A 21,631-nucleotide genomic window follows, 5' to 3' on the forward strand; every position below is an offset into this window, starting at 1 on the left:
CTACCGCGTGACCGACTCCACCTGCTCCTTGGCCCCGCGGAAACATGCCTCGATCGATGTTCCCCGGCGATAGTCGCCGACGAGGAGCAGTCCGGCGGCGCTTGCCGCCGCGTCGATGCGGTCGACCCGGTCGGCGTGCCGGTGGCTGTAGGCGCAGAACGCGTGTTCCCAATGTCGGCCTGCCTGGGCCACGGCCTTCGACTCGGTCAACGCCGGGAAGTGCGGTGACAGTTGGGCTTCGGCGCGCACACGGAGCTTGTCGAAGTCCTCGGTCAGGTATGGGCGGGCGGCGCGGCCGCTGAAGGTGTAGCGGACGATGTGCCGGTCGTCGACGCCGTAGGCGCCCGCGTTGCTGACGGCGCTGTCGGGCTCGAAGACCAGGGACCGGGCGACCGGGCCGAACACCGGGCGGTCGTACTCGGTGACCACCACGGTCGCCGGGTGGTATCGGACGCGCGCGAGTTCATCGGCGACCACCGACAATTCGGTGCGCAGCAACTCCGCGGCCGCGGGAGCGGGGACCGCGATCACCACGAGGTCGGCCGCGTAGGCCTGCGGCCGACCGGCCGCGTCGATCGCGTCCACGCCGGTGACTCGACCACCCTCGGTCAGCAATCCGATTGCCCTGGTGCCGTTTTCGACGGTGACCGTCGACTCGAACCGGCGATAGACGGGCTCCATTCCGTCGGTGAGCTGATCGAACCGATCCAGCAGCATGCCGAGATTGGCGCCGAAGTCCGCGAGCTGGATCTCGTCGGGCTCGGCGCCGTTCATCCGCACCGTCATCGGCCGGATGAGCGCGTCCAGCAGGTTGCGGCCGAAGTAGCCGTCCAGCGCCGGATCGCCCCGTCGTTCACCGAGCTGGACGAACCGCGGCCCGCGCACGAACCGGTTGGCGTCGTCGCCGCGCACATACCCGACCAGCCGCAGGAACCGGTAGATGTCGAACGGACCGGCCCGTCGCGCGAGCTCGAGCATCCCCGCGACCGGTGACTTGCCGTCGACGGTGACCACGCGACCGTGCACGACGCGGGAGGAGTTGATTCCGAAGTGTTCGAACTCCCCGCCCTTCATCTCCGCGACGAACTCCCTGAACTCCGCGTACTTGCTGCCGATGTTCTTGCCGCCCAAAGTGATCCGGCGATCGCCGAGGTGCACGGTGCGGGACCGGCCACCGAGTGTCGGCTGCTCATCGAGCAGGGTGACGGCCGCCCCGCTGCGGTGCAGATACCAGGCGGCGGCGATACCCGACCAGCCGCCGCCGACGACAAGCGCCGTCCGCGGCCCGATTTCGGCGCTCATCAAGAGTTCCTTTCCGAAAGCTTTGTGCCCGGCGCGGATTCGGCGCCGGTGCCGATGGTGTTCATCCACGACCGCAGCCGGGCGGCCAGCGGACCGCTGTGCTTTGCCCAGCGGAAGTGGTCCAGCCGGCCGCCTGCCTCGGCCGAGGTGTAGATCCAGTCCGTATGCGGTGCCTGCGGTGCCGCCGCGGCCAAGGCGCGTACGCCGGCCTCGGTCGCCAGGTCGTCCTGCTCGATGCGCACGGTCAGCAGGGGCAGCGAGAACTCGAACACGCCGGTGCCCGTGGTGATCCCGTCATCGGTCATGATGCCGCCGCGGACCTGACGCGCCCAGGTGGTCATCACCCCCGCCGCTTGGCGGCCGCCGAAGCCAAGACGATCACCGGGAAAGTAACCCAGCGTCCGGGCGATGAGCCCGAACCACTGCCCGAACAACAGGTTTCGCGTACGAATCAGGCCGGCATAGGTCCGGTACCACACCGAACCGCTGGCGATCAGCACCACGCCGGTGAGACCTCCCGGTGCCCGCGCCGCCCGCTGAAGCGCCAGATGCCCACCGAAACTGTGCCCGACCAGGAAGAGCGGCAGACCGGCGAACTCGTTGCCGGCCAGGTCGAGCACGGCGGGCAGATCCACGTCGACCAGGTCGGCGTGCACCCAGTTCGCGCCGCGACCGCTCTTGGGCACGCTGTCGCCCTGGCCACGCAGATCCACGACGATCGCCGCGATGTCCTGCCCGGCCAGCTGCGCGGCGAAGTCCCGGTAGTAGTTCGCCGCGACACCCATCGCGGGCAGAACCACCGCGACCGCCGCAGGTTTCGCCGGCGCAGACACCACCATCGACAACGTCGTATCGGACGTGGGTTGCAGCGTCCGGGTCGAAATCACGCTTCGGTACCTACTTTCCGTTGATCGCACCAGAACGCCTGGCGCGCTGTCCTGTCGAGCGAGGACTCGGAGACGTTCACTTGCGCACCGTCGGCGCGCCGTCGATGAAGTCGAAGATCTCGTCATCCTCGGCAGCCTCCAGATCGATCCCGGACCCCTTGCTGCCCTGCAATTCTCGAATGATCTCGGCGAGCCGCTCGGTGACCGCGGCGATGTCGGACCGATCCAGCTCCGCACCGGCACAAGCCCCCGACAGCGCGTCGACCTGGGCCACGATCCGCCCCACCACGTCCTCGGCGGGAACGATCTCGGCCGCGATGAATCCCGCCAACGCGGCCGGCGACGGATAGTCGAACACCACCGTCGTCGGCAGCTTCAGACCGGTGGAGTTCTTCAATCGATTCCGGAACTCGACCGCGCCCAGCGAGTCGAAACCCAGGTCCTTGAACACATCATCGGCCCCCACCGCCTCGATCGAGGCGTGGCCGAGCACGGCCGCGGCATGCGAGCGCACCATATCCAGCACGATCCGGTTCTGCTCGGCGGGAGTCGAACCCGTCAAACTCGCGACCAGCCCATTACCCGGCCCCACCCCGGTGTCCGCCGCTTTGCGCGTCCGCCGCACCATGCCGCGCAGCATCGGCGGCACGGTGTCCACCTGCCGCAATACGGCCGTATCGATCCGCGACGCCACCACGCAGCCTTGGCCGGACCCGAGGGCGGCGTCCAGCATGGCCATCCCGTCGTCGGTGCCGATCGGCACGAACCCGCCGGCCGCCAGCCGACCCCGGTCCGCGGTCGTCAACGACGCCGTCATCGCCGTCGCCTGCTCCCACAGGCCCCACGCGATCGACGTCGCCACCAGTCCCCGCCTGCGGCGATGCACCGTCAGCGCGTCCAAGAACGCGTTCGCCGCAGCGTAATTCGACTGCCCGAGCGAACCGAGCACCCCCGCGATCGAGGAGAACAGCACGAACATCGACAGCGGAAGGTCTTTCGCCGCTTCGTGCAGATGCCACGCCGCATCCACCTTCGGCGCGAGCACCGTCCCGACGCGCTCGGCGGTGAGATCGGTGAACAGGCAGTCGTCCAGCGCGCCCGCCGCGTGCACGATCCCGGTCAGCGGATGGCCCGGATCGATGCCGGACACCAACGCGCGCACCGCATCCCCGTCGGTCACGTCGCAGGCCACCACCTCGACGGCGGCGCCGGACTCGCGCAGTTCCGCCACCAACTCCGCGATCCCGGCGGCCGCCGGACCGCGCCGGGAGGCGAGCACCAGATGCTCGACACCGTGGCGGGCCACCAGGTGCCGAGCCACCACCGCACCCAAACCCCCGGTGCCACCGGTGATCAGCACGGTTCCGGCACGGTTCAGCGCCTGCGGAATCGTCAGCACGTTCTTGCCGATATGCCGCGCCTGCGACATGAACCGAAGCAGTTCGGGCGCCCGCCGGACATCCCATCGCGTCACCGGAAGCGGTTGCAGCACATCGGCTTCGAAGAGCGTGTACAGCTCGCTCAGGATCCGCTGCAAGTGTTGTGCGGACAGATCGGACAGATCGAAGGGCTGGTACCGCACCCCCGGATACGCGGCCGCGGTCGCGTCCGGATCACGCAGGTTGTTCGCCCCCATCTCCAGGAAACGACCGCCCCGCGGCAACAACCGCAGGGACGCGTCGACGAACTCATCGGCCAGCGAATCCAGCACGACATCGACGCCCTGCCCGTCGGTCTGCGCCAGGAACTTGTCCTCGAATTCCAGCGTCCGGGAATTCCCGATCCGCCCGTCCGCGAATCCGAGCTCCCGCAGCACCGGCCATTTCGGCTCCGAGGCCGTCACGAACAGCTCCGCCCCCAGATGCCGCGCCAACTGAATCGCCGCCAAACCCACCCCGCCGGTCGCCGTATGCACCAACAGCCGCTCACCCGGCTGCAACCCCGCCAGATCGACCAGCGCGTAATACGCCGTCGCGAACACCACCGGCACCGCGGCGGCCTGTTCGAAACTCCAGCCCGACGGAATACCGACCAGCGACGACTGGTCGGCGATCACGGACGACCCCGTACCGGGGAGCAGACCCATCACCCGATCGCCGGGCGCGAACCGCGTCACATCCGAGCCGACCGCCGAGACGACTCCGGCGCCCTCGCCACCGACCGCGACTCCCGCGCGCGGATACATATTCAAGGCGATGATCACGTCCCGGAAGTTCACCCCGACCGCGCGCACCGACACCCGAACCTCGTCGGCGGCCAATTCGCGCGCCGGACCGGCCGATTCGAGCACCAGATTGTCACCGTGCAGCGCGCCGGTGCCCACGGTGGTCAGCTGCCATGGCGCTCCCGAGGTCGCCAGGTCCGCGTGCCCGACGGTATCCGCGCCGACGCGGGACAACCGAGGGACCTGGAGCACTCCCCGGCGCGCAACGGCCTGCTGCTCACCGGACCGGGCCAGCGCGAGCACGGCCGCGCCACAGTCGGTCTCCGGATCGATATCGAGCAGCGCGATCAGACCGGGGTTCTCGTTCTGGGCACTACGCAGTAGGCCCCAGACGGCGGCACTCGCCGGATCGATCTCCGCACCGCCGTCGATCGCGACCGCGTCGCGCGTGACCACGACCACGGTCGCGGCACCGAATCGGCTGTCCGACAGTATTTTTCCGACGAGCTCGAGTGCTTCACGCACCTGCCGATGCGTCCGGTCGACCACTCCCGCGCGAACGGCGTCGCTACCCGGCTCGGTAACCTCCGCACCCTCCGATGGACAGGTCAGGGCAAGGATTTCGGGGGCGGTGACCGACCGCTCCAGCCGCCATCCACCACGCGCCTCGACGGTGTCCCACGGATCGCCGGCTTCCGGAATCACGCTGCCGGCCAGCGGAATCCACTGCACGGCGTACAGGTCGGCGAGCCCGCGAATCGGGTTGACGACGCCTTCGGCCGCGAGCGGACGCAAGGCCAGGGATTCCACGTGCGCGACGAGTTCGCCGGCGGGATCGGCCAGTACGACCTCCATCCGGTCACCGTTCCGCAGCACGCGCACCCGCACCACCGACGCACCCACCGCCGCCAGCGACACCCCCTCCCAGACGAACGGCAACCGCACCCCCACACCGCCGGACGCCAACTCCCCCACCAGCGAAACGTGCAGGGCCGCGTCCAGCAACGCCGGATGCAGCCCGAACCGACTTGCGTCGCAAGCACTTCCCTCCGGCAGCACTACCTCACCGAACAACTCGCCCCCGCGCCGCCACACCGACCGCACCCCGTGGAAAGCTGGGCCGTACGTATATCCGGCGCCGGCCAACGCCGCGTACGCGTCTCCTACCTGCACCGGCACCGCACCCGCGGGCGGCCACACGCGCAGACCGGCGCCCGCGTCGGACCGCACGGCTACGCAATCCAGAACGCCGGTGGCATGACAGGTCCATTCTTCGGCCGAACCCGCAGCCCGGGAGTACATCCCGATCCGCCACTCCCCTGGCGACTCCCCATCGGTAACCCGAACCTGGATCTGCACCCCGTCCTGCTCGTCGAGCACCAGCGGCGAGGACTGCACCAGTTCCCCCACCCGCGACGCGCCCACCGTGTCCGCGGCGAACAATGCCACCTCGACAAACACCGCGCCCGGCACCAGGATTCGACCATCCACTGCATGGTCGGCCAACCACGCGTGCGTCGGCACCGACCAGCGACCCGACAGCAGCAGACCGCCGCCGTCGGCCACCCCCACCACCGCACCCAGCAGCGGATGCGCCACCGCACCCAGGCCGAGCCCCGACACCGCGACCGCCGGTGTCGTCTCCAACCAGTAGCGCCGGCGGTCGAACGCATACGTCGGCAGGTCGACCCGCACCGCCCCGGACCCGGCGAAGACCCGCGGCCAATCCACCGGAACACCCCGAACATGCGCCGCCGCAACCGAAGTCAGGAACCGTCTCAGCCCACCGTCGTGGCGTCGCAGCGATTCGACCACCATGCTGCGCCGCGCGTCCTCGGTCTCGTCGAGGAACTCCTGCACGTCGACGCCGAGCACCGGATGCGGACTGCATTCCACGAAACCGCGGCACCGCAACGCGTACGCGGTTCGCACGGCGCTCGCGAAACGCACGGTCTCGGAAAGGTTCCGGTACCAGTACTCGGCATCCATCGCGGCACCGTCGAGCACCTCGCCGGTCACCGACGAGATGACCGCGATATCGCCGGCGCGCGACGCCACGTCCCCCAGCTCCCGCAGGATCTCCGCGCGCAACGGCTCGACCTGCACCGAGTGCGCAGCGAAGTCGACGGCCACCCGCCGCGCGCCGATTCCCGTCGCCGCGCAGTGCGCCAGCAGCTCCGCCAGCGCGGCGTTGTCACCGGACACCACCGTGGAGGTCGGTCCGTTGACCACCGCGATGGACAGCTTCCCCGCCCACCGGGCTTCGACCACCGCCTCGACCTCGGCGAACGGACGAAGCACCGAGACCATCCCGCCACGACCCGCGATGGCGCACACGGCGCGGCTGCGGATCACCACGATCCGCGTCGCCTCCCGCAGCGACAGCACCCCGGCAACGTGCGCGGCGGCGATCTCCCCCTGCGAGTGCCCGATCACGGCGTCCGGCTCGACCCCCATCGAGCGCCACAGCTGAGCCAGCGCGACCATGACCGCGAACAGCGCGGGCTGCACGATCTCCGGCCGTTCATCGATATCGTTGCTACACAACAGATCCAGCAGCGACCAATCGGTGAACTCGGCCAATGCCGCTGCGCACCGGCCGATCTGCTCGGCGAAGACCGGCGAGGATTCGAGCAGCGCGGCCGCCATCCCGGCCCACTGCGACCCCTGCCCGGGAAAGAGAAAGACCGTCTTACCGCGCACATCCGCGCGGCCGCGCACCGTCGCCGTGGCATCCCAGGAGGCGATCTCGGCAATCCCGGCGGTCAACGATTCCCCACTGTCCCCGAGCACCACGGCGCGCTGCGCGAACGACGATCGCGAGGTCACCAGCGAGAACCCGATGTCGACCGGATCCGGACTCGACGCCGAACACACCAGGTCCTGCAACCGTTGCGCCTGCCCGGCAAGGGATTCCACCGTCTTGGCCGAGAGCACCCACGGAATGACCGGCGGCGCAACCCGTTCCGGTTCGCCGAGGGATTCGGTCGCGGGCGCCTGCTCCAGGATCACATGCGCGTTCGTCCCGCTGATCCCGAACGACGACACCGCGGCCCGGCGCGGACGATCGTGCCGCGGCCACGCGCGCGTCCGCGTCGCCAGTTCCACCCCGCCGGCGGACCAGTTCACGTGCGGGCTCGGCGCGTCGATGTGCAGGGTCGGCGGGATCGTCCCCCGCCGCATCGCCTCGACCATCTTGATCACCCCCGCCACCCCCGCGGCCGCCTGGGTGTGCCCGATATTCGATTTCACCGACCCGAGCCACAGCGGTTCCGCGGCGGCCCGCGCCCGTCCATAGGTCGCCAGCAGCGCGGACGCCTCGATCGGATCACCCAGCGTCGTCCCGGTACCGTGTGCCTCGACGACATCCACGTCACCGGCCGCCACCCGCGCATTCGCCAGCGCCTGCCGGATGACCCGCTGCTGCGCCGGCCCGTTGGGCGCGGTCAGCCCGTTGCTCGCCCCGTCCTGATTGACCGCCGAACCGCGGATCAGCGCCAGCACGGTGTGGCCGTTGCGCCGGGCATCGGAGAGCCGTTCGAGCAGCAGTACGCCGATGCCCTCGGACCAACCCACCCCGTCCGCCGCCGCGGCGAACGCCTTGCACCGCCCGTCCGGGGCCAGCCCGCGCTGCTTGGCGAACTCCACGAACGACGTCGGCGCGGTCATCACCGCCACCCCGCCGGCGATGGCCAGCCCGCACTCCCGCGTGCGCAGCGAATGTGCCGCCAGATGCATCGCCACCAGCGAGGACGAACACGCGGTGTCCACGGTGATCGCGGGCCCTTCGAGGCCGAGGGTGTAGGCGAGCCTGCCCGAGACTATCGATCCCGCCGAGCCCACCACATCGGTGCCGTACTCGTGATACATCACGCCGGCGAAGACACCGGTATCACTGCCCCGCAACGACATCGGGTCGATGCCCGCGCGCTCGAACGTCTCCCAGGACACCTCGAGCAGCAGCCGCTGCTGCGGATCCATGATCGCCGCCTCGCGCGGCGAGATGCCGAAGAACCCGGCATCGAATTCGGCCGCGTCGTGCAGGAATCCGCCTCGGCGCACGTAACTCTTCCCCGGTTGCCCCGGCTCGGCATCGAACAGGTTCGCCAGATCCCAGCCCCGGTCGGCCGGGAACTCCGATGTCGCGTCGACGCCGGCGGCGACCAGGTCCCAAAGCTGCTCGGGCGTACGGACATCGGCCGGATAGCGGCAGCCCATCGCGATGATGGCGATCGGTTCCGCCAGTGCGGCCTCGGCTTCCGCGTTGACCTGCCGCAGTCGCTGCTGCTCCAGCAGCGAATTGCGCAGCGCCTCGACCAGATTCTCGGTTGTCGTCACTGTGCACCGTCGCTGTCGTCGGTCGCCTCGGGATCCGGCTGCGCGCCGACCGAGGCCAGCCGGACCAGTTCGGCCGGATCCATGGCCTCGATCTCCGCGATGCGCCGCGCGAAGTCCGCGGCCGGCGGGGGCGTCGGGAGCCGCGCGGGCCGATACTCGCCGACCAGCAGCGACCGTAGGTGCCCCGCGAGGATTTCCGTTGTGGGGTAATCGAATACGGCCGTTGCCGGTAGATCCAGCCCGGTACCCGCGACCAAGTGGTTACGCAATCCCACCGCGCCCACCGAGGTGATCCCCCAGTCGGTGAACGTGCCGTCGACGTCGCGATGAGCGTCGCCGATGATCGACGCCACCGCGTCGAAGATCCGGTCGCACAGCAGGGCGACACCGTCTGCGGGTGCCAAGCCCGCGAGCCGGGCGGCCAGCTCGGCGCGGACCGCGGCGTCGGGCTGGACCCACCCATCGGCGTCGCCCGCGGACTCGGTCTCGACGCTGCCCAGGAGCCGGTTCGCCAGCGTAGGCAGCTCACGGCGGAGGATCTTCCCCGACATGGTCCGCGGCACCGCGTCGATCTCGTACACCTCGAACGGAACCTTGGCGTGCTCGAGGCTTTTCCGGCATTCGGCGAACACCGCCCCGACCTCGAACTCCACCGAATCGGGAACCACCAGGGCGATGGGCACTTCACCGAGTGTGTCGTGCGGCCGTGCGCAGACCGCCGCATCCCGCACGCCGGCCACACGTTTCACCACGTTCTCGATCTCGACCGGATGGATGTTCGCGCCACCCCGGATGATGAGTTCCTTGATCCGGCCGGTGATGTCGAGAAACCCCAGCGGGTCGCGGCGCGCGAGGTCACCGGTGCGCAGCCATTCGCCGCGCAGCACCTCGGCCGTCAGATCGGGCCGGTTGTAGTAGCCGACCATCACACCGGGACCGGCGACCCACAGTTCCCCCTCGGCGCCGGCGGGCACGTCGACACCGGTGCCGGGATCCACGATCCGGGTGTTCACCCCCAGGATCGGCAGCCCGGCCGACGCCGGGGTGTTGCGGTTCGACGGCGGATTGACCGTGATCGCCCCGGTCGCCTCGCTGGCACCGTAGGTGTTCAGCAGCGGCACGCCCAGCGCGGCTTCGACCGCTCGGCCGAGCTCGGCCGAGCCGGGGGCACCACCGAACCAGCACGCCCGCAACGTATGTGCGGGCATCGCGTCGGCGCCCACCCGGACCAGCTGCTGGAACAGCGTGGGCACGCCGACCAGCACGGTCGGCGACATCGAGCCGAGCGCGTCGAGCAGCGGCCCCGCCGCGAACCCGTCGATCAGCAGCGTGCCCGCGCCGACGGCGGCGACGCCGAGCACGCCCAGATGATGACCGAGACAGTGCGACAACGGCATCGGCCACAGCAACCGGTCGTCGGCGCTCATCCCGAACCCGGGGATGTAGCCCGCGACCGTGCCCCACAGCGCCTTGGTCAGCGTCGTGACCACGCCCTTCGGCTGCCCGGTGGTGCCCGAGGTGTACAGGATCCAGCCGATGTCATCGACCCCGAGGTCGTCCCGCGCGGCCGTGACCGGTTCGGTAGTGGCCAATTCCTCGAAGGCGCGCGTGTTCTCGCCCGTCTCGCCCGCGACCACGAGGCGCAGGCCGGGGTACCGGCCCAGCAGCTCCCGGCGCCTGGCTACGCAACTCGCCTGGGCCATCAGCACACTCGCTCCGCTGTCGCGCACGATGTGCTCGAGTTCGGCGTCGGAACAATACGGGTTGACCGGCACGCCGATCGCGGCCGCTCGCGCGACACCCAAATACCCCTCGGCCATCTCGACGCTGTTGCCGAGCATCAGCACGACCCGATCGCCGCGCCGGCAGCCGAGATTGCCCGCGAGCCGACGGGTCCGCCGCTCCAGCTCCGCATAGCCGACCGATCGCACCGGATCGGTGAAGGCGACTTGGTCACCGAATCGAATCGCGTTGTCCCGCAGTATGTCCGGCACTGGACGGATGAGATCGGTTCGTAGCATGAGATCCCTCGATATCGATAGTGTCTTGCCGAAATCGGGACGGCGTCAGCACCGGGCCGTCACCGCGGTGCGTCACACATAGCCGGTGGGACGCGCCTGGTCGATGAAGTCGAAGATCTCGTCGTCGTCGGCGGCGTCCAGGTCGAGACCAGAACCACTGCCGCCCTGCAAACCTCGGATGATCTCGGTCAGCCGCTCGGTGACGGCGGCGACCTCGGACCGATCCAGCTCGGCCCCGTCGCACACCCCCGACAGCACATCCACCTGGGCGACGATCCGGTCCACGACATCCTCGACCGGAACGATCTCGGCGGCGATATACCCGGCCAAGGCCGCCGCGGTCGGGTAGTCGAACACCACCGTCGTCGGCAGTTTCAAGCCGGTCGCGTTCTTCAATCGGTTCCGGAACTCGACTGCGCCCAGCGAATCGAATCCTAAGTCCTTGAACACATCATCGGCGCCGACCGCCTCCGCCGAGGCGTGCCCGAGCACCGCGGCGGCCTGCGTGCGCACCAGATCCAGCAGTATCCGGATCTGTTCGGCAGCACCCACACCGGACAGGCCGGCGACCAGGCCCGAGGCCTGCCCCGCAGCCGCGGCCTTGCGCATCCGGCGCACGACACCGCGCAGCATCGGCGGCACCGTTTCCGCCTTCTGCAAGGCCGCGGTATCGATCCGCGACGCAACGACCGACCGCTGCCCGGTGCTCAGCGCCGCGTCCAGCATGGCCAGGCCGTCGCCGGTGGCGATCGGCAGGTATCCACCGGCACGCAATCGCCCGCGATCTAGGTCCGTCAACGACGCGGTCATTCCGGTCGACTGCTCCCACAGGCCCCAGGCGATCGAGGTGGCCGCCAGGCCCCGCCGCCGCCGATAGAGCGCGAGCGCGTCCAGATACGCGTTCGCCGCGGCGTAATTCGACTGACCCGGTGAACCGACCGTGCCTGCGATCGAGGAGAACAGCACGAACATCGACAGCGGCAGGTCCTTCGCCGCCTCGTGCAGGTGCCAGGCCGCATTCGCCTTGGGCGCGAGTACTTTCCCGACGCGCTCGGGCGTCAGGTCGGTGAACAGGCCGTCGTCGAGCACGCCTGCCGTATGCACGATCCCGGTCAGCGGACGGCGCGGATCGATACCGGATACCAACGCGCGCACGGCATCTCCGTCGGCGACGTCACACGCCACCACGTCCGCGCTCGCTCCGGCTTCGCGCAATTCGGCGACCAGCTCGGCCGCGCCGTCGGCCGCCGGACCACGCCGTGAAGCCAGCAGCAGATGTTCGACGCCGTGGTGGGTGGCCAGGTGCCGGGCCACCATGGCACCCAACCCGCCGGTGCCGCCGGTGATCAACACGGTGCCGGCGCGGTCCGATTGCCGCGGTACCGTCAGCACGTTCTTGCCGATATGCCGCGCCTGCGACAGATACCGGAACGCCTCCGGCGCGCGCCGCACATCCCACCGCGTGACCGGAAGCGGTTGCAGTACACCGGTTTCGAACAGCGTGAACAGCTCGCCCAGGATCTTCTGCAGGTGGTGCGCGGGCAGCTCCATCAGCTGGAACGCCGCATACCGCACGCCTGGACAGTCCGTCGCGATCCGGTCCGGATCACGCAGGTCGGTCAGGCCCATCTCCAGGAATCGGCCACCGCGCGGCAGCAATCGCAGTGACGCGTCGACGAACTCGCCGGCCAGCGAATCCAGCACCACGTCCACGCCCTGGCCTGCGGTCTGGGCGAGGAACTTCTGCTCGAAGTCCAGGGTTCGCGAGTTCCCGATCCGCTCTTCGTCGAAGCCGAGGTCCCGCAGCACCGGCCACTTCGGCTCGGACGCCGTCACGAACAGGTCGGCACCCAGATGCCGGGCCAGCTGGATCGCCGCCAGGCCGACACCGCCGGTCCCCGCGTGGATCAGCACCCGCTCGCCGGAGCGCAGCTGCGCCAGATCGACCAGCGCGTGATAGGCCGTCGCGAACACGACCGGTACCGCCGCCGCCTGCTCGAAACTCCAGCCCGACGGAATCCGCACGACCCCGGACTGATCGGCGACGACGCTCGACCCGACTCCGGTGAACAAACCCATCACCCGGTCACCCGGTTCGAATCGCTTGACGCCGGGACCGACGGCCGCAACGACGCCGGCTCCCTCACCGCCGATCGGCGCGCCGTCGATCGGATACATGCCCAGCGCGATCAGCACGTCGCGAAAGTTCATCCCGGCCGCGCGTACCGCGACGCGCACCTGCCCCGGTGCCAGTTCCGTCGGATCGCTCGCGGGCGCGAGCACCATGTTGTCGCCGTTGAGCGTGCCCTTGTCCAGGACGCCCAGCTGCCACCCGGACCCCGTCCCGGCGAGGTGCGCGCCCGTTGCCGTATCCGCGCCCGCCCGCGCCAGCAGCGGCACGAAGACCACACCGCGCCGCACCGCCGCCTGTGCCTCGCCGGCGGCCAGCACGGCGGCCACCGCCGACCTGCGTTCCGCGCGGGCGGACTCCACCGCGCGGTCGGGGTAAGGGTCCAGGTCGAGCAGGACGATCCGATCCTCGTGCTCGCTCTGTGCGCTGCGCAGCAGACCCCAGACCGCGGCTTGGCCCGGATCGATGTCCGCGCCGCCGTCGACCGCGACGCCGCCGTGAGTGACGACCACGAGTGTCGCCGCCGCGAAGTCCGGTTCGGCCAGCAGCGCGTGCACGCGTTCCAGCACACCGGTCAAGCCGGCCTGCGGATCGGCGATCGGGCTGTCCTGCGGACAGGTGAGCACGATGACGTCGCGGCCGGTATCGCTCCACCGCTGCACTTCCCACGGCCGACTGTCGCTCGCCACCGGGTCATGGAGCGTGCTCCAGTCGCCACTGGCGGCGATGGTGGTCTGCGGTGCGGCATCCCAGTGCAATTCGAACAGCGCATCGGTGACCGACGCGGCGGAGCCGGCCCGCGCATCGAGCGAGATATCGCGTAGCGCAAGCGATTCGACGTGTGCGACGAGCTCGCCGGCCGGATCGGCCAGCACCACCGCCAGTCGATCACCGGAGTGCGTCACCCGCACCCGCACGACCGAGGCGCCCACCGCCGCCAGCGACACCCCCTCCCAGACGAACGGCAAACGCAGCGGCCCGATCTCGCCGGCGGCCAAGTCCCCCACCAGGGACACCTGCAATGCCGCGTCCAACAGGGCCGGATGCAACCCGAACCGTCCCGCGTCGCCGGCCGCGCCCTCCGGCAGCACCACTTCGCCGAACAATGCCTCCCCGTGCCGCCACACCGACCGCACCCCTTGGAACACCGGCCCATACGCGTAGCCGGCGGCGGCGAAGGACGCGTACGCATCCCCCGCCTCGATCGGGACCGCGCCGACCGGCGGCCACACGCGCAGCGCCGCACCGAGGTCGGTGGGCACCGCGACCGAATCCAACACCCCGGACGCGTGATTCGTCCATTCCTCGTCTCCCTGGCCCTCGGCCCGAGCGAAGATGCCGATCCGCCACTCTTCCGCCGATTCCCCCTCGGTCACCCGAATCTGGAGCTGTACCGCGCCCCGCTCGCCGAGTACCAAGGGCGCGGACAACACCAGCTCACCGATCCGCGTCGCATCCACGACCCCCGCCGCGAACAACGCCAGCTCGACAAACACCGCCCCCGGCAACAGCACCTGTCCGCCGACCAGGTGATCGGCCAGCCACGCGTGCGACGACAGCGACAACCGGCCGGACAGCAGTACCCCGCCGCCATCGGCCACACCGACCATCGCGCCAAGCAGCGGATGCTCGACCGCGCCCACCCCGAACTGCCGCGGATCACCCGATCCGTTCCCGCCGGTGACCCAGTAATTCTTGTGATCGAACGCGTACGTGGGCAATTCCACGATCTGGGCGCCGGTCCCGGTGAACAGCTCCGACCAGTCCACGGGCGTGCCCCGGCCGTGCGCCGCCGCGACCGCGCTCAGCAGCGCGACAGGTTCAGGGCGCTGGGCACGCGCGACCGGAACGGCGACGACGTCGGCGTCGTCCTGCTCGGCCACCGTGTCGGTGATCAGGCCGGTCAGCCCGGCAGCCGGTCCGATCTCGAGCAAGGTCGCACCGGCCCTGGCGAATTCGGCGGCAGCCGCGACCCCTGCGGCGAATCGCACCGGCGCGCTGACGTGCCGGACCCAATACTCGGGAGCGCGCAGCTCATCGGGCGTCGCGATGCCACCGGTCACGTTCGAGACCACCGGCAACGTCGGCTCTTGGTAGCTTAGTTCAGCGCACACGGACTCGAATTCGGCGAGCATGGGCGCCATCAACGGTGAGTGGAACGCATGACTCACGCGCAGTCGCGTCGCCTTGACCCCGTCGGCGACCAAGCCGGCCGCGATCTCCTCGACCACCGCTTCGACCCCTGAGATCACCACGGAATCAGGGGAATTCACCGCCGCGATACCCACCTGACCGTCCCGTCCGGCCAGCAGCGGCGCGACGACCTCCTCGCCGGCGGCGAGCGAGATCATCGCACCACCCGTGGGCAACGCGGCCATCAACGTGCCGCGCGCGGCCACCAGCCGCACCGCATCGGGCAACGACCACACTCCGGCAGCACCGGCGGCGGCGATCTCGCCGATCGAATGCCCGAGCACCACATCGGGTTTCACACCCCAGGTCCGCAGCAGCTCGAACAGCGACAGCTCGACGGCGAACAGCCCGGCCTGGGTGAAATCGGTCCGATCGAGCAGCGCCGCATCGTCACTGTCCGCGGCGGCGAAGACCACCGCACGCAGCGATCGCGGCAACCACGGGTCGAACAGGGCGCAGATTTCGTCGAACTTCGCCCGGTACACGGGGTAAGCGTCGTAGAGCTCGCGGCCCATCTGCGGCCGCTGCGAACCCTGCCCGGAGAACACGAAAACGGTCTTGCCCTTGACCCCGCCCGCGCCCGTCACCACATCGGGAACCTCGTTGCCTGCCAACAGATTCGCGAGCCCGGCCATCAGCTCGTCGCGACCGTGCCCGAGCACCACCGCCCGGTGCGGATGCCGGGTCCGCGAATTCACCAGCGACAGACCGACATCGGCAGGGTCCAGGTCCGGCTCCTGCTGAACCCAGTGCGCCAGCCGCCGCGCCTGGCCGATCAGCGCGTCCCGGCTCTTGGCCGAGACCACCCAGGGAATGACCGGCGGCACAGCGCGTTCCGGCCGGGGCGCGGGCTCCTCGACCGGCGCCTGCTCCAGGATCAGGTGCGCGTTCGTCCCGCTGATACCGAACGACGACACCGCGGCCCGGCGCGGGTGCCCGTTCGCCGGCCACGCCCGCGGCTCGGTGACCAAGGCCACCCGTCCGCTGTCCCAATCGATCTGCGTGCTCGGGGTGTCCGCATGCAGGGTGGGCGGAACGACGCCGCGCCGCACCGCCTCGACCATCTTGATCACACCGGCCACCCCGGCGGCCGCCATGCTGTGCCCGATATTCGACTTCACCGAACCCAGCAGCAACGGCTCGTTCACCCGTTCCCGGCCGTAGGTGGCCAGCAGCGCGGTCGCCTCGATCGGATCACCCAGTGCGGTGCCGGTGCCATGCGCCTCCATCACGTCGACCTCGCGCGCGGCCAGCTGGGCGTCGGCGAGCGCCAGCTTGATCACCCGCTGCTGCGCCGGACCGTTCGGCGCGGTCAGCCCGTTGCTCGCCCCGTCCTGATTCACCGCGGAACCCCGGATCACCGCCAGCACCCGGCGGCCGTTGCGGCGCGCGTCGGACAGTCGCTCGAGCAGCAGGACGCCAACGCCCTCGGCGACGCTGAACCCATCGGCGTTGTCCGCGAACGACTTACACCGGCCGTCCGGCGCGAGCGCGCCCATCGCACAGAACTCCACGCAATCGGCGATCCCGGTGATCATCGTCGAGCCGCCCGCCAGCGCCAGCGAGATCTCACCGCCGCGCAACGAGCGCACCGCCTGGTGCACCGCGACCAGCGATGACGCGCACGCCGTATCCACCGTCACCGCAGGGCCTTCCAGGCCGAGGATGTAGGCGATCCGTCCGGTGGCGATGCTGCCGGTGTTGCCGGTCAGCATCATTCCGTGGAACCCGCTCATATCGTCGGGCTCCGACCGGAACGTCGGCGTGATCACCCCCGCGAACACACCGGTGGCGCTGCCGGCCAGCGTGGCCGGATCGATGCTCGCGTGCTCGATGGCCTCCCACGCGACCTCGAGCAGTTGCCGCTGCTGCGGATCCATCGCCAGCGCCTCGCGCGGCGAGATGCCGAAGAATCCGGCATCGAAATCGCCGGGACGGGTGAGGAACCCGCCGCGACGGACATAGAACGTGCCTTTGTGCTCCCGATCCGGGTGATAAGCCGACTCGATATCCCACCCGCGATCGGCCGGGAACTCGGAGATCAGATCGCGCCCTTCGACCGTCGCCTGGAACAGTTCGGCCGGATTCCGGATATCGCCAGGGAACCGGCACCCCATGCCCACGATGGCGATCGGTTCGTGCATCCGGGATTCCACGTCCTGCAACCGCTGTCGCGTGTCCTGGAGGTCGATCGCGGCCCGCTTGAGGTACTTGCGGAGTTCGGATTCGGTTGCCATCGTTGTTCGCCTTCCTGCATGCACGAATCCGGTCCGGCCGCGAACGTGCGCGACGGATGCCCCGGCTTCACGAGTTATGTTGTGGCCGAACGGTTCTGCACGCGCTCTGGCCTATTCGGAGAGATCGATGAGGATGCTTATCGGTAACTGTCGGCGGGATAGGGCGACAACTCGACGCGGCCGTGCGCGACCTGCTTGCCGAACTGGTGGAGGTCGACGACGACTTCGGTTCCGTCCGAGCCGGATTCGTGGTCGACCTCGGTGGCGCACTCGACGATCGCGTCCAACTCGGCGAATCCGGTGAACTCGACCTCGGCCGCGGTCACCACCGGGGTATCCGGACTGCCGCTCGCCAGGATCGCCGCCTGCCGGAATGCCTCCAGCAGCAGCGGCCCGGGAACGTGATCGTACGGGTGATCGAAGAACGAGGGGTGGCTCTGATCGACGACCAGCACCACACCGTCGTCGTGCGGCACCGTCGCCAGCACCACGTTCCGGTGATCGCGGCGGCCTACCCGCACCGGCTCGACCAGGGTGACGACGGGTCCGGCGCCGGTCACCCCGGTGGCGCGTTCGGCCCGCTGGACCGTGCGCATGCCGTCGTAGGCGTCCCTGGTGAACACGATCCCGCTGCCGCTGACAGTCAACGCAGACGCGGAGTCGATGGTCAGGGTCGCCTCGAACGCGGTGTCGACGAAGTAGTCGCCGTGATGCCCCTGCTCCGAGTGGATCCGGACGATGCCCTCGAGCGGCGAGCGCCGGTTGTCCCGGAACGCACTCAGGTCCTCCACTCCGAAAGCCAAGCGCTGCAGGGTGAGCGGGGTGTCCGCCGGTACCTGCCGGTAGCGCTGGCCGACGACGAGCATCGCCTGGCGGATCGCTTCGACGGTGGACAGCGGATCGTGGTAATCGACCGTCCGGTCGAACCACAGCGAATGCGCGCGCGGCAGCTGGATCGCGGCCAGGAACTCCCCCGGCCCCACCTGCACGGTGTCCGCGACATACACCTCACCGAGCGCGCGGCGATGGGCGAGGGTGCGCGGCACGGTTTGATCGAAGGTGAGGCCGTCGCGCCGGGGCGGCCCGGATTCCAGCAGATTCTTCGTCATCGGCGTTCCTTTCGGTGCGCGTTCACACCGCGAGCACGGTTGATTCGGGCCGATCCGGCAGGTGGACGGCGGCGGCCAGCAATGCGGCTACGGCACGGGGTGTCGGATCGCGGAGCAGATCCTCGACCGAGACCGTTATTCCGGCAGCCACATTGAGCCTGCTGCGGAACTCCAGGACCGACAGCGACGTCAGGCCGAGGTCGAAAACGGACGCATCGAGGTCGATCTCGGCATCGAGCCGGTCCACCACGATTTCGCGCAACTGCGCGGTGACCACGTCGAGCAGGAAGTCCGGCCGTTCCGCGGCGGGCAGGGTCAAAAGCCGTTCTCGCACAATCAATGTCGAGGCGGTGGGCAGGTCACCCACGGCCGGGTCCGGCTCGGTGCCGAACTCCGTTACCGCAGCGGATGCTTCGCCCGCCAAGGCGGTGTTGAGCCAATAGTTCTGCCGCTGAAAGGCATACGTGGGCAGGTCGACGGTTCTGGACTCCGCGAACGTCGCGCCCCAGTTCACCGGAATGCCGCGAACCCACGCGCCCGCGACCGCCTTGACCAGGCCGTCGGCCTCGCCGGTCGCCGATCGCAGCGCCGGGATCGCCACGCAGCGGGCATCGTCGACGCACTCGTAGCTCATATCCGACAGCACCGTGCCCGGCCCCACCTCGATCACCGTGGTGACGCCCGCCGCGAGCAGATGCCGCAGCCCGTCGACGAAGCGGACCGGTTCGCGGGCTTGCCGCACCCAATAGTCGACCGAGCCCAGTTCGTCGGCCGACACCGGCGCACCGGTCAGGTTGGAGATCACCGGAATCGACGCCGGACCCCGCGGCACCCCCGCGACGACCTCGCCGAATTCGGCCAGTACGCCGTCCAGGTGCGGTGAGTGGAAGGCGCGGTCGGCGCGCAACCGCTTCACCCGTCGTCCACGGTCACGCCACTGCCGCGCGACGGTCAGCACCGCCGCCTCGCTGCCCGAGATCACCGTCGCGTTCGGCCCGTTGCACGCCGCGACCGCGACGTCCGATTCCCACCCGGCCAGCGACTCGAACACCTCGTCGGCACGGGCCCGCAGCGACACCATGGCGCCGGGCGGCAGCTGCTGCATCAATCGACCGCGGGCCGCGACCACCGTCGCGGCGTCCGGCAGCGCGAAGACGCCGGCCACCTGCGCGGCCGCCAGCTCGCCGATCGAGTGCCCGATCACGAAATCCGGTCGCAGACCCCAGGATTCGAGCAGCCGGAACAGCGCGACCTCGACCGCGAACAGCGCGGGCTGGGTGTATTCGGTGCGATCGAGCAGCCGCTCCCCGGCCGGGTCGAACACGACCTCCCGCAACGGACGGTCGAGCAGTGGGGCGAAACTCGCGCACAGTTCGTCGAAAGCCGCGGCATAGACCGGGAACTCGCGATACAGCTGGCTGCCCATGCCGATCCGTTGACTGCCCTGGCCGGGCAGCATCATCGCGATCTTGCCCGCGCCGCGCGCGTGCGTACGGATGACCGAACTCGACGCCGAGAGATCGGCCAGCTGATCGACGAGTTCGGCGCGGGTGCGGCCGACCACCACGGCACGATGGTCGAAAACGGTCCGGGTGGTGGCCAGCGAATAGCCGACCGCGGCGGGACTCAGCTCCGGATCGGCCGTCAGCGCGGCATGCAGCCGGGATGCCTGGCCGGCCAGTGCGGCCGCGCTCTTCCCGGACAGCACCCAGGCCACCGGCGAGGTCGGTGCCGCACGATCGGCGGCGAGTTCCGGTTCGGGCGGCACGTGCTGTTCCAGGATGACGTGGGCGTTGGTGCCGCTCATCCCGAACGACGACACGCCCGCCCGGCGTGGACCGTCGTGTTCCGGCCACGGACAGGCCCGGGTGGCCAGCCGGATCGTGCCCGGCGACCAGTCCGCGTGCCCGGTCGGCTCGTCGACGTGCAAGGTCGGCGGCACCACGCCGTGCCGGATCGCCGCCACCGCCTTGATCAGCCCGGCCACCCCGGCGGCCGATTGGGTGTGCGCCACATTCGATTTCACCGATCCGAGCCACAGCGGCCGATCCGCGGAACGCTGCTTGCCGTAGGTGGCGTGCAGGGCCTGCACCTCGATCGGGTCGCCGAGCACCGTGCCGGTGCCGTGTCCCTCCACCAGGTCCACCTGGTCCGGTCGCACCCGCGCGTCGGCCAGCGCCGCCGCGATCACCCGCTGCTGGGCCAGGCCGTTGGGTGCGGTCAGCCCGTTCGACGCGCCGTCGGAGTTCACCGCCGAGCCCCGCACCACCGCCAGCACCGGGTGGCCCAGACGCTCTGCGTCCGAGAGCCGTTCGACCAGAACCATGCCGATGCCCTCGCCCCAGGCGGTGCCGTCGGCGCCGGCCGCGAAGGCCTTACAGCGGCCATCCGCGGCGAGCGCGCGCTGCCGGGCGAACATCGCGAAGGTCAGATGCGTCGCCATCACCGTGACGCCCCCGACCAGGGCCATCGAGGTCTGCCCCGAGCGCAGTGACTGAACCGCCTGGTGCAGCGCCACCAGCGACGACGAGCACGTGGTGTCCAGCGTGACCGCAGGCCCGTGCAGGCCGAGCAGATAGGCGACCCGGCCGGACGCCATCGCCGAGATATTTCCGGTCACCAAATAGGATTCCGCGTCGCCCATCCCGGTCGGGTAACCGAATCCATAGCCTTGGCTGGTCAGGCCGACGAATACTCCGGTATCGGTACCCCGCAACTCCGCCGGATCGATTCTGGCGCGCTCGATGGTCTCCCAGGCAACTTCCAGCACCTGCCGCTGTTGCGGGTCTATCGCCAGCGCCTCGCGCGGGCTGATACCGAAGAAGCCGGCGTCGAATTCACCGGGACGATCCAGAAAGGCGCCGTGACCGGCGGTGGATTCGGCGAATACGCCCGGATCCGCCTGGAATATCGAATCCAGATCCCAGCCCCGGTCGGCCGGAAACCCGGCGACCAGATCGCGCCCCGCTATCACGCAGTCCCACAGGTCCTCCGGTGACCGCACCCCGCCCGCAAACCGGCACGACATCCCGATAATCGCCACCGGCTCACTGGATTTCGCCTCGAGCTCGCGCAACCGCCGCTGCGTCTCGTACAGCTCGCGGGCCGCCTTCTTCAGGTACCTGCGTAGTTCAGCTTCGTCGGCCATCGGTCATCCTCGATTCCCCGCCAGGGTCGAGATCGACGGCAACGGCCGGCCAACGGAATCGATTTGTTCGTCAATATTCGAAGCGTCGATCAAGGGCGTAA

Annotated in this window: 7 protein-coding genes; all 7 read right to left on the minus strand. The window is 69.7% G+C overall.

All coding sequences use genetic code 11. The features are described 5' to 3' along the window. The 7 genes from ACFQ9K_RS08320 to ACFQ9K_RS08350 all read right to left on the minus strand — a co-directional run bounded on the left by ACFQ9K_RS08320 (window position 1) and on the right by ACFQ9K_RS08350 (window position 21,530). Window positions 1-1,302: an FAD-dependent oxidoreductase gene (locus ACFQ9K_RS08320; RefSeq protein WP_378982974.1), complete on the minus strand. Its 1,302-nt coding sequence runs from the start codon at window positions 1,300-1,302 to the stop codon at window positions 1-3. After that, window positions 1,302-2,189, minus strand: coding sequence for an alpha/beta fold hydrolase (locus ACFQ9K_RS08325; protein ID WP_378982977.1), 888 nt, complete (start codon window positions 2,187-2,189; stop codon window positions 1,302-1,304). The genes ACFQ9K_RS08320 and ACFQ9K_RS08325 overlap by 1 nt, the downstream gene beginning before the upstream one ends. Window positions 2,190-2,265: 76 nt before the next feature. After that, entirely contained in the window at window positions 2,266-8,691 is a 6,426-nt protein-coding gene (locus ACFQ9K_RS08330; RefSeq protein WP_378719841.1) for a type I polyketide synthase, read from the minus strand. Beyond that, window positions 8,688-10,685, minus strand: a complete 1,998-nt coding sequence (locus ACFQ9K_RS08335) for an AMP-binding protein (RefSeq protein ID WP_378719839.1) — start codon at window positions 10,683-10,685, stop codon at window positions 8,688-8,690. Before ACFQ9K_RS08335 ends, ACFQ9K_RS08330 begins: the two co-directional genes overlap by 4 nt. Before the next feature lie 99 nt (window positions 10,686-10,784). After that, window positions 10,785-17,273, minus strand: a complete 6,489-nt coding sequence (locus ACFQ9K_RS08340; RefSeq protein ID WP_378719837.1) for an SDR family NAD(P)-dependent oxidoreductase — start codon at window positions 17,271-17,273, stop codon at window positions 10,785-10,787. A gap of 137 nt (window positions 17,274-17,410) precedes the next feature. Then, window positions 17,411-18,382 (minus strand): AfsA-related hotdog domain-containing protein, encoded by a 972-nt coding sequence (locus ACFQ9K_RS08345; protein WP_378719835.1) that lies wholly within the window; start codon window positions 18,380-18,382, stop codon window positions 17,411-17,413. A 22-nt stretch (window positions 18,383-18,404) separates the two neighbouring features. After that, the gene (locus ACFQ9K_RS08350) at window positions 18,405-21,530 is read right to left on the minus strand and encodes a type I polyketide synthase (RefSeq protein ID WP_378719833.1); all 3,126 of its coding nucleotides are present in this window, start codon (window positions 21,528-21,530) and stop codon (window positions 18,405-18,407) included. Window positions 21,531-21,631 lie beyond the last annotated feature (101 nt).

The organism is Nocardia sp. NPDC056564, from assembly GCF_042793755.1.
Classification (GTDB): Bacteria; Actinomycetota; Actinomycetes; order Mycobacteriales; family Mycobacteriaceae; genus Nocardia.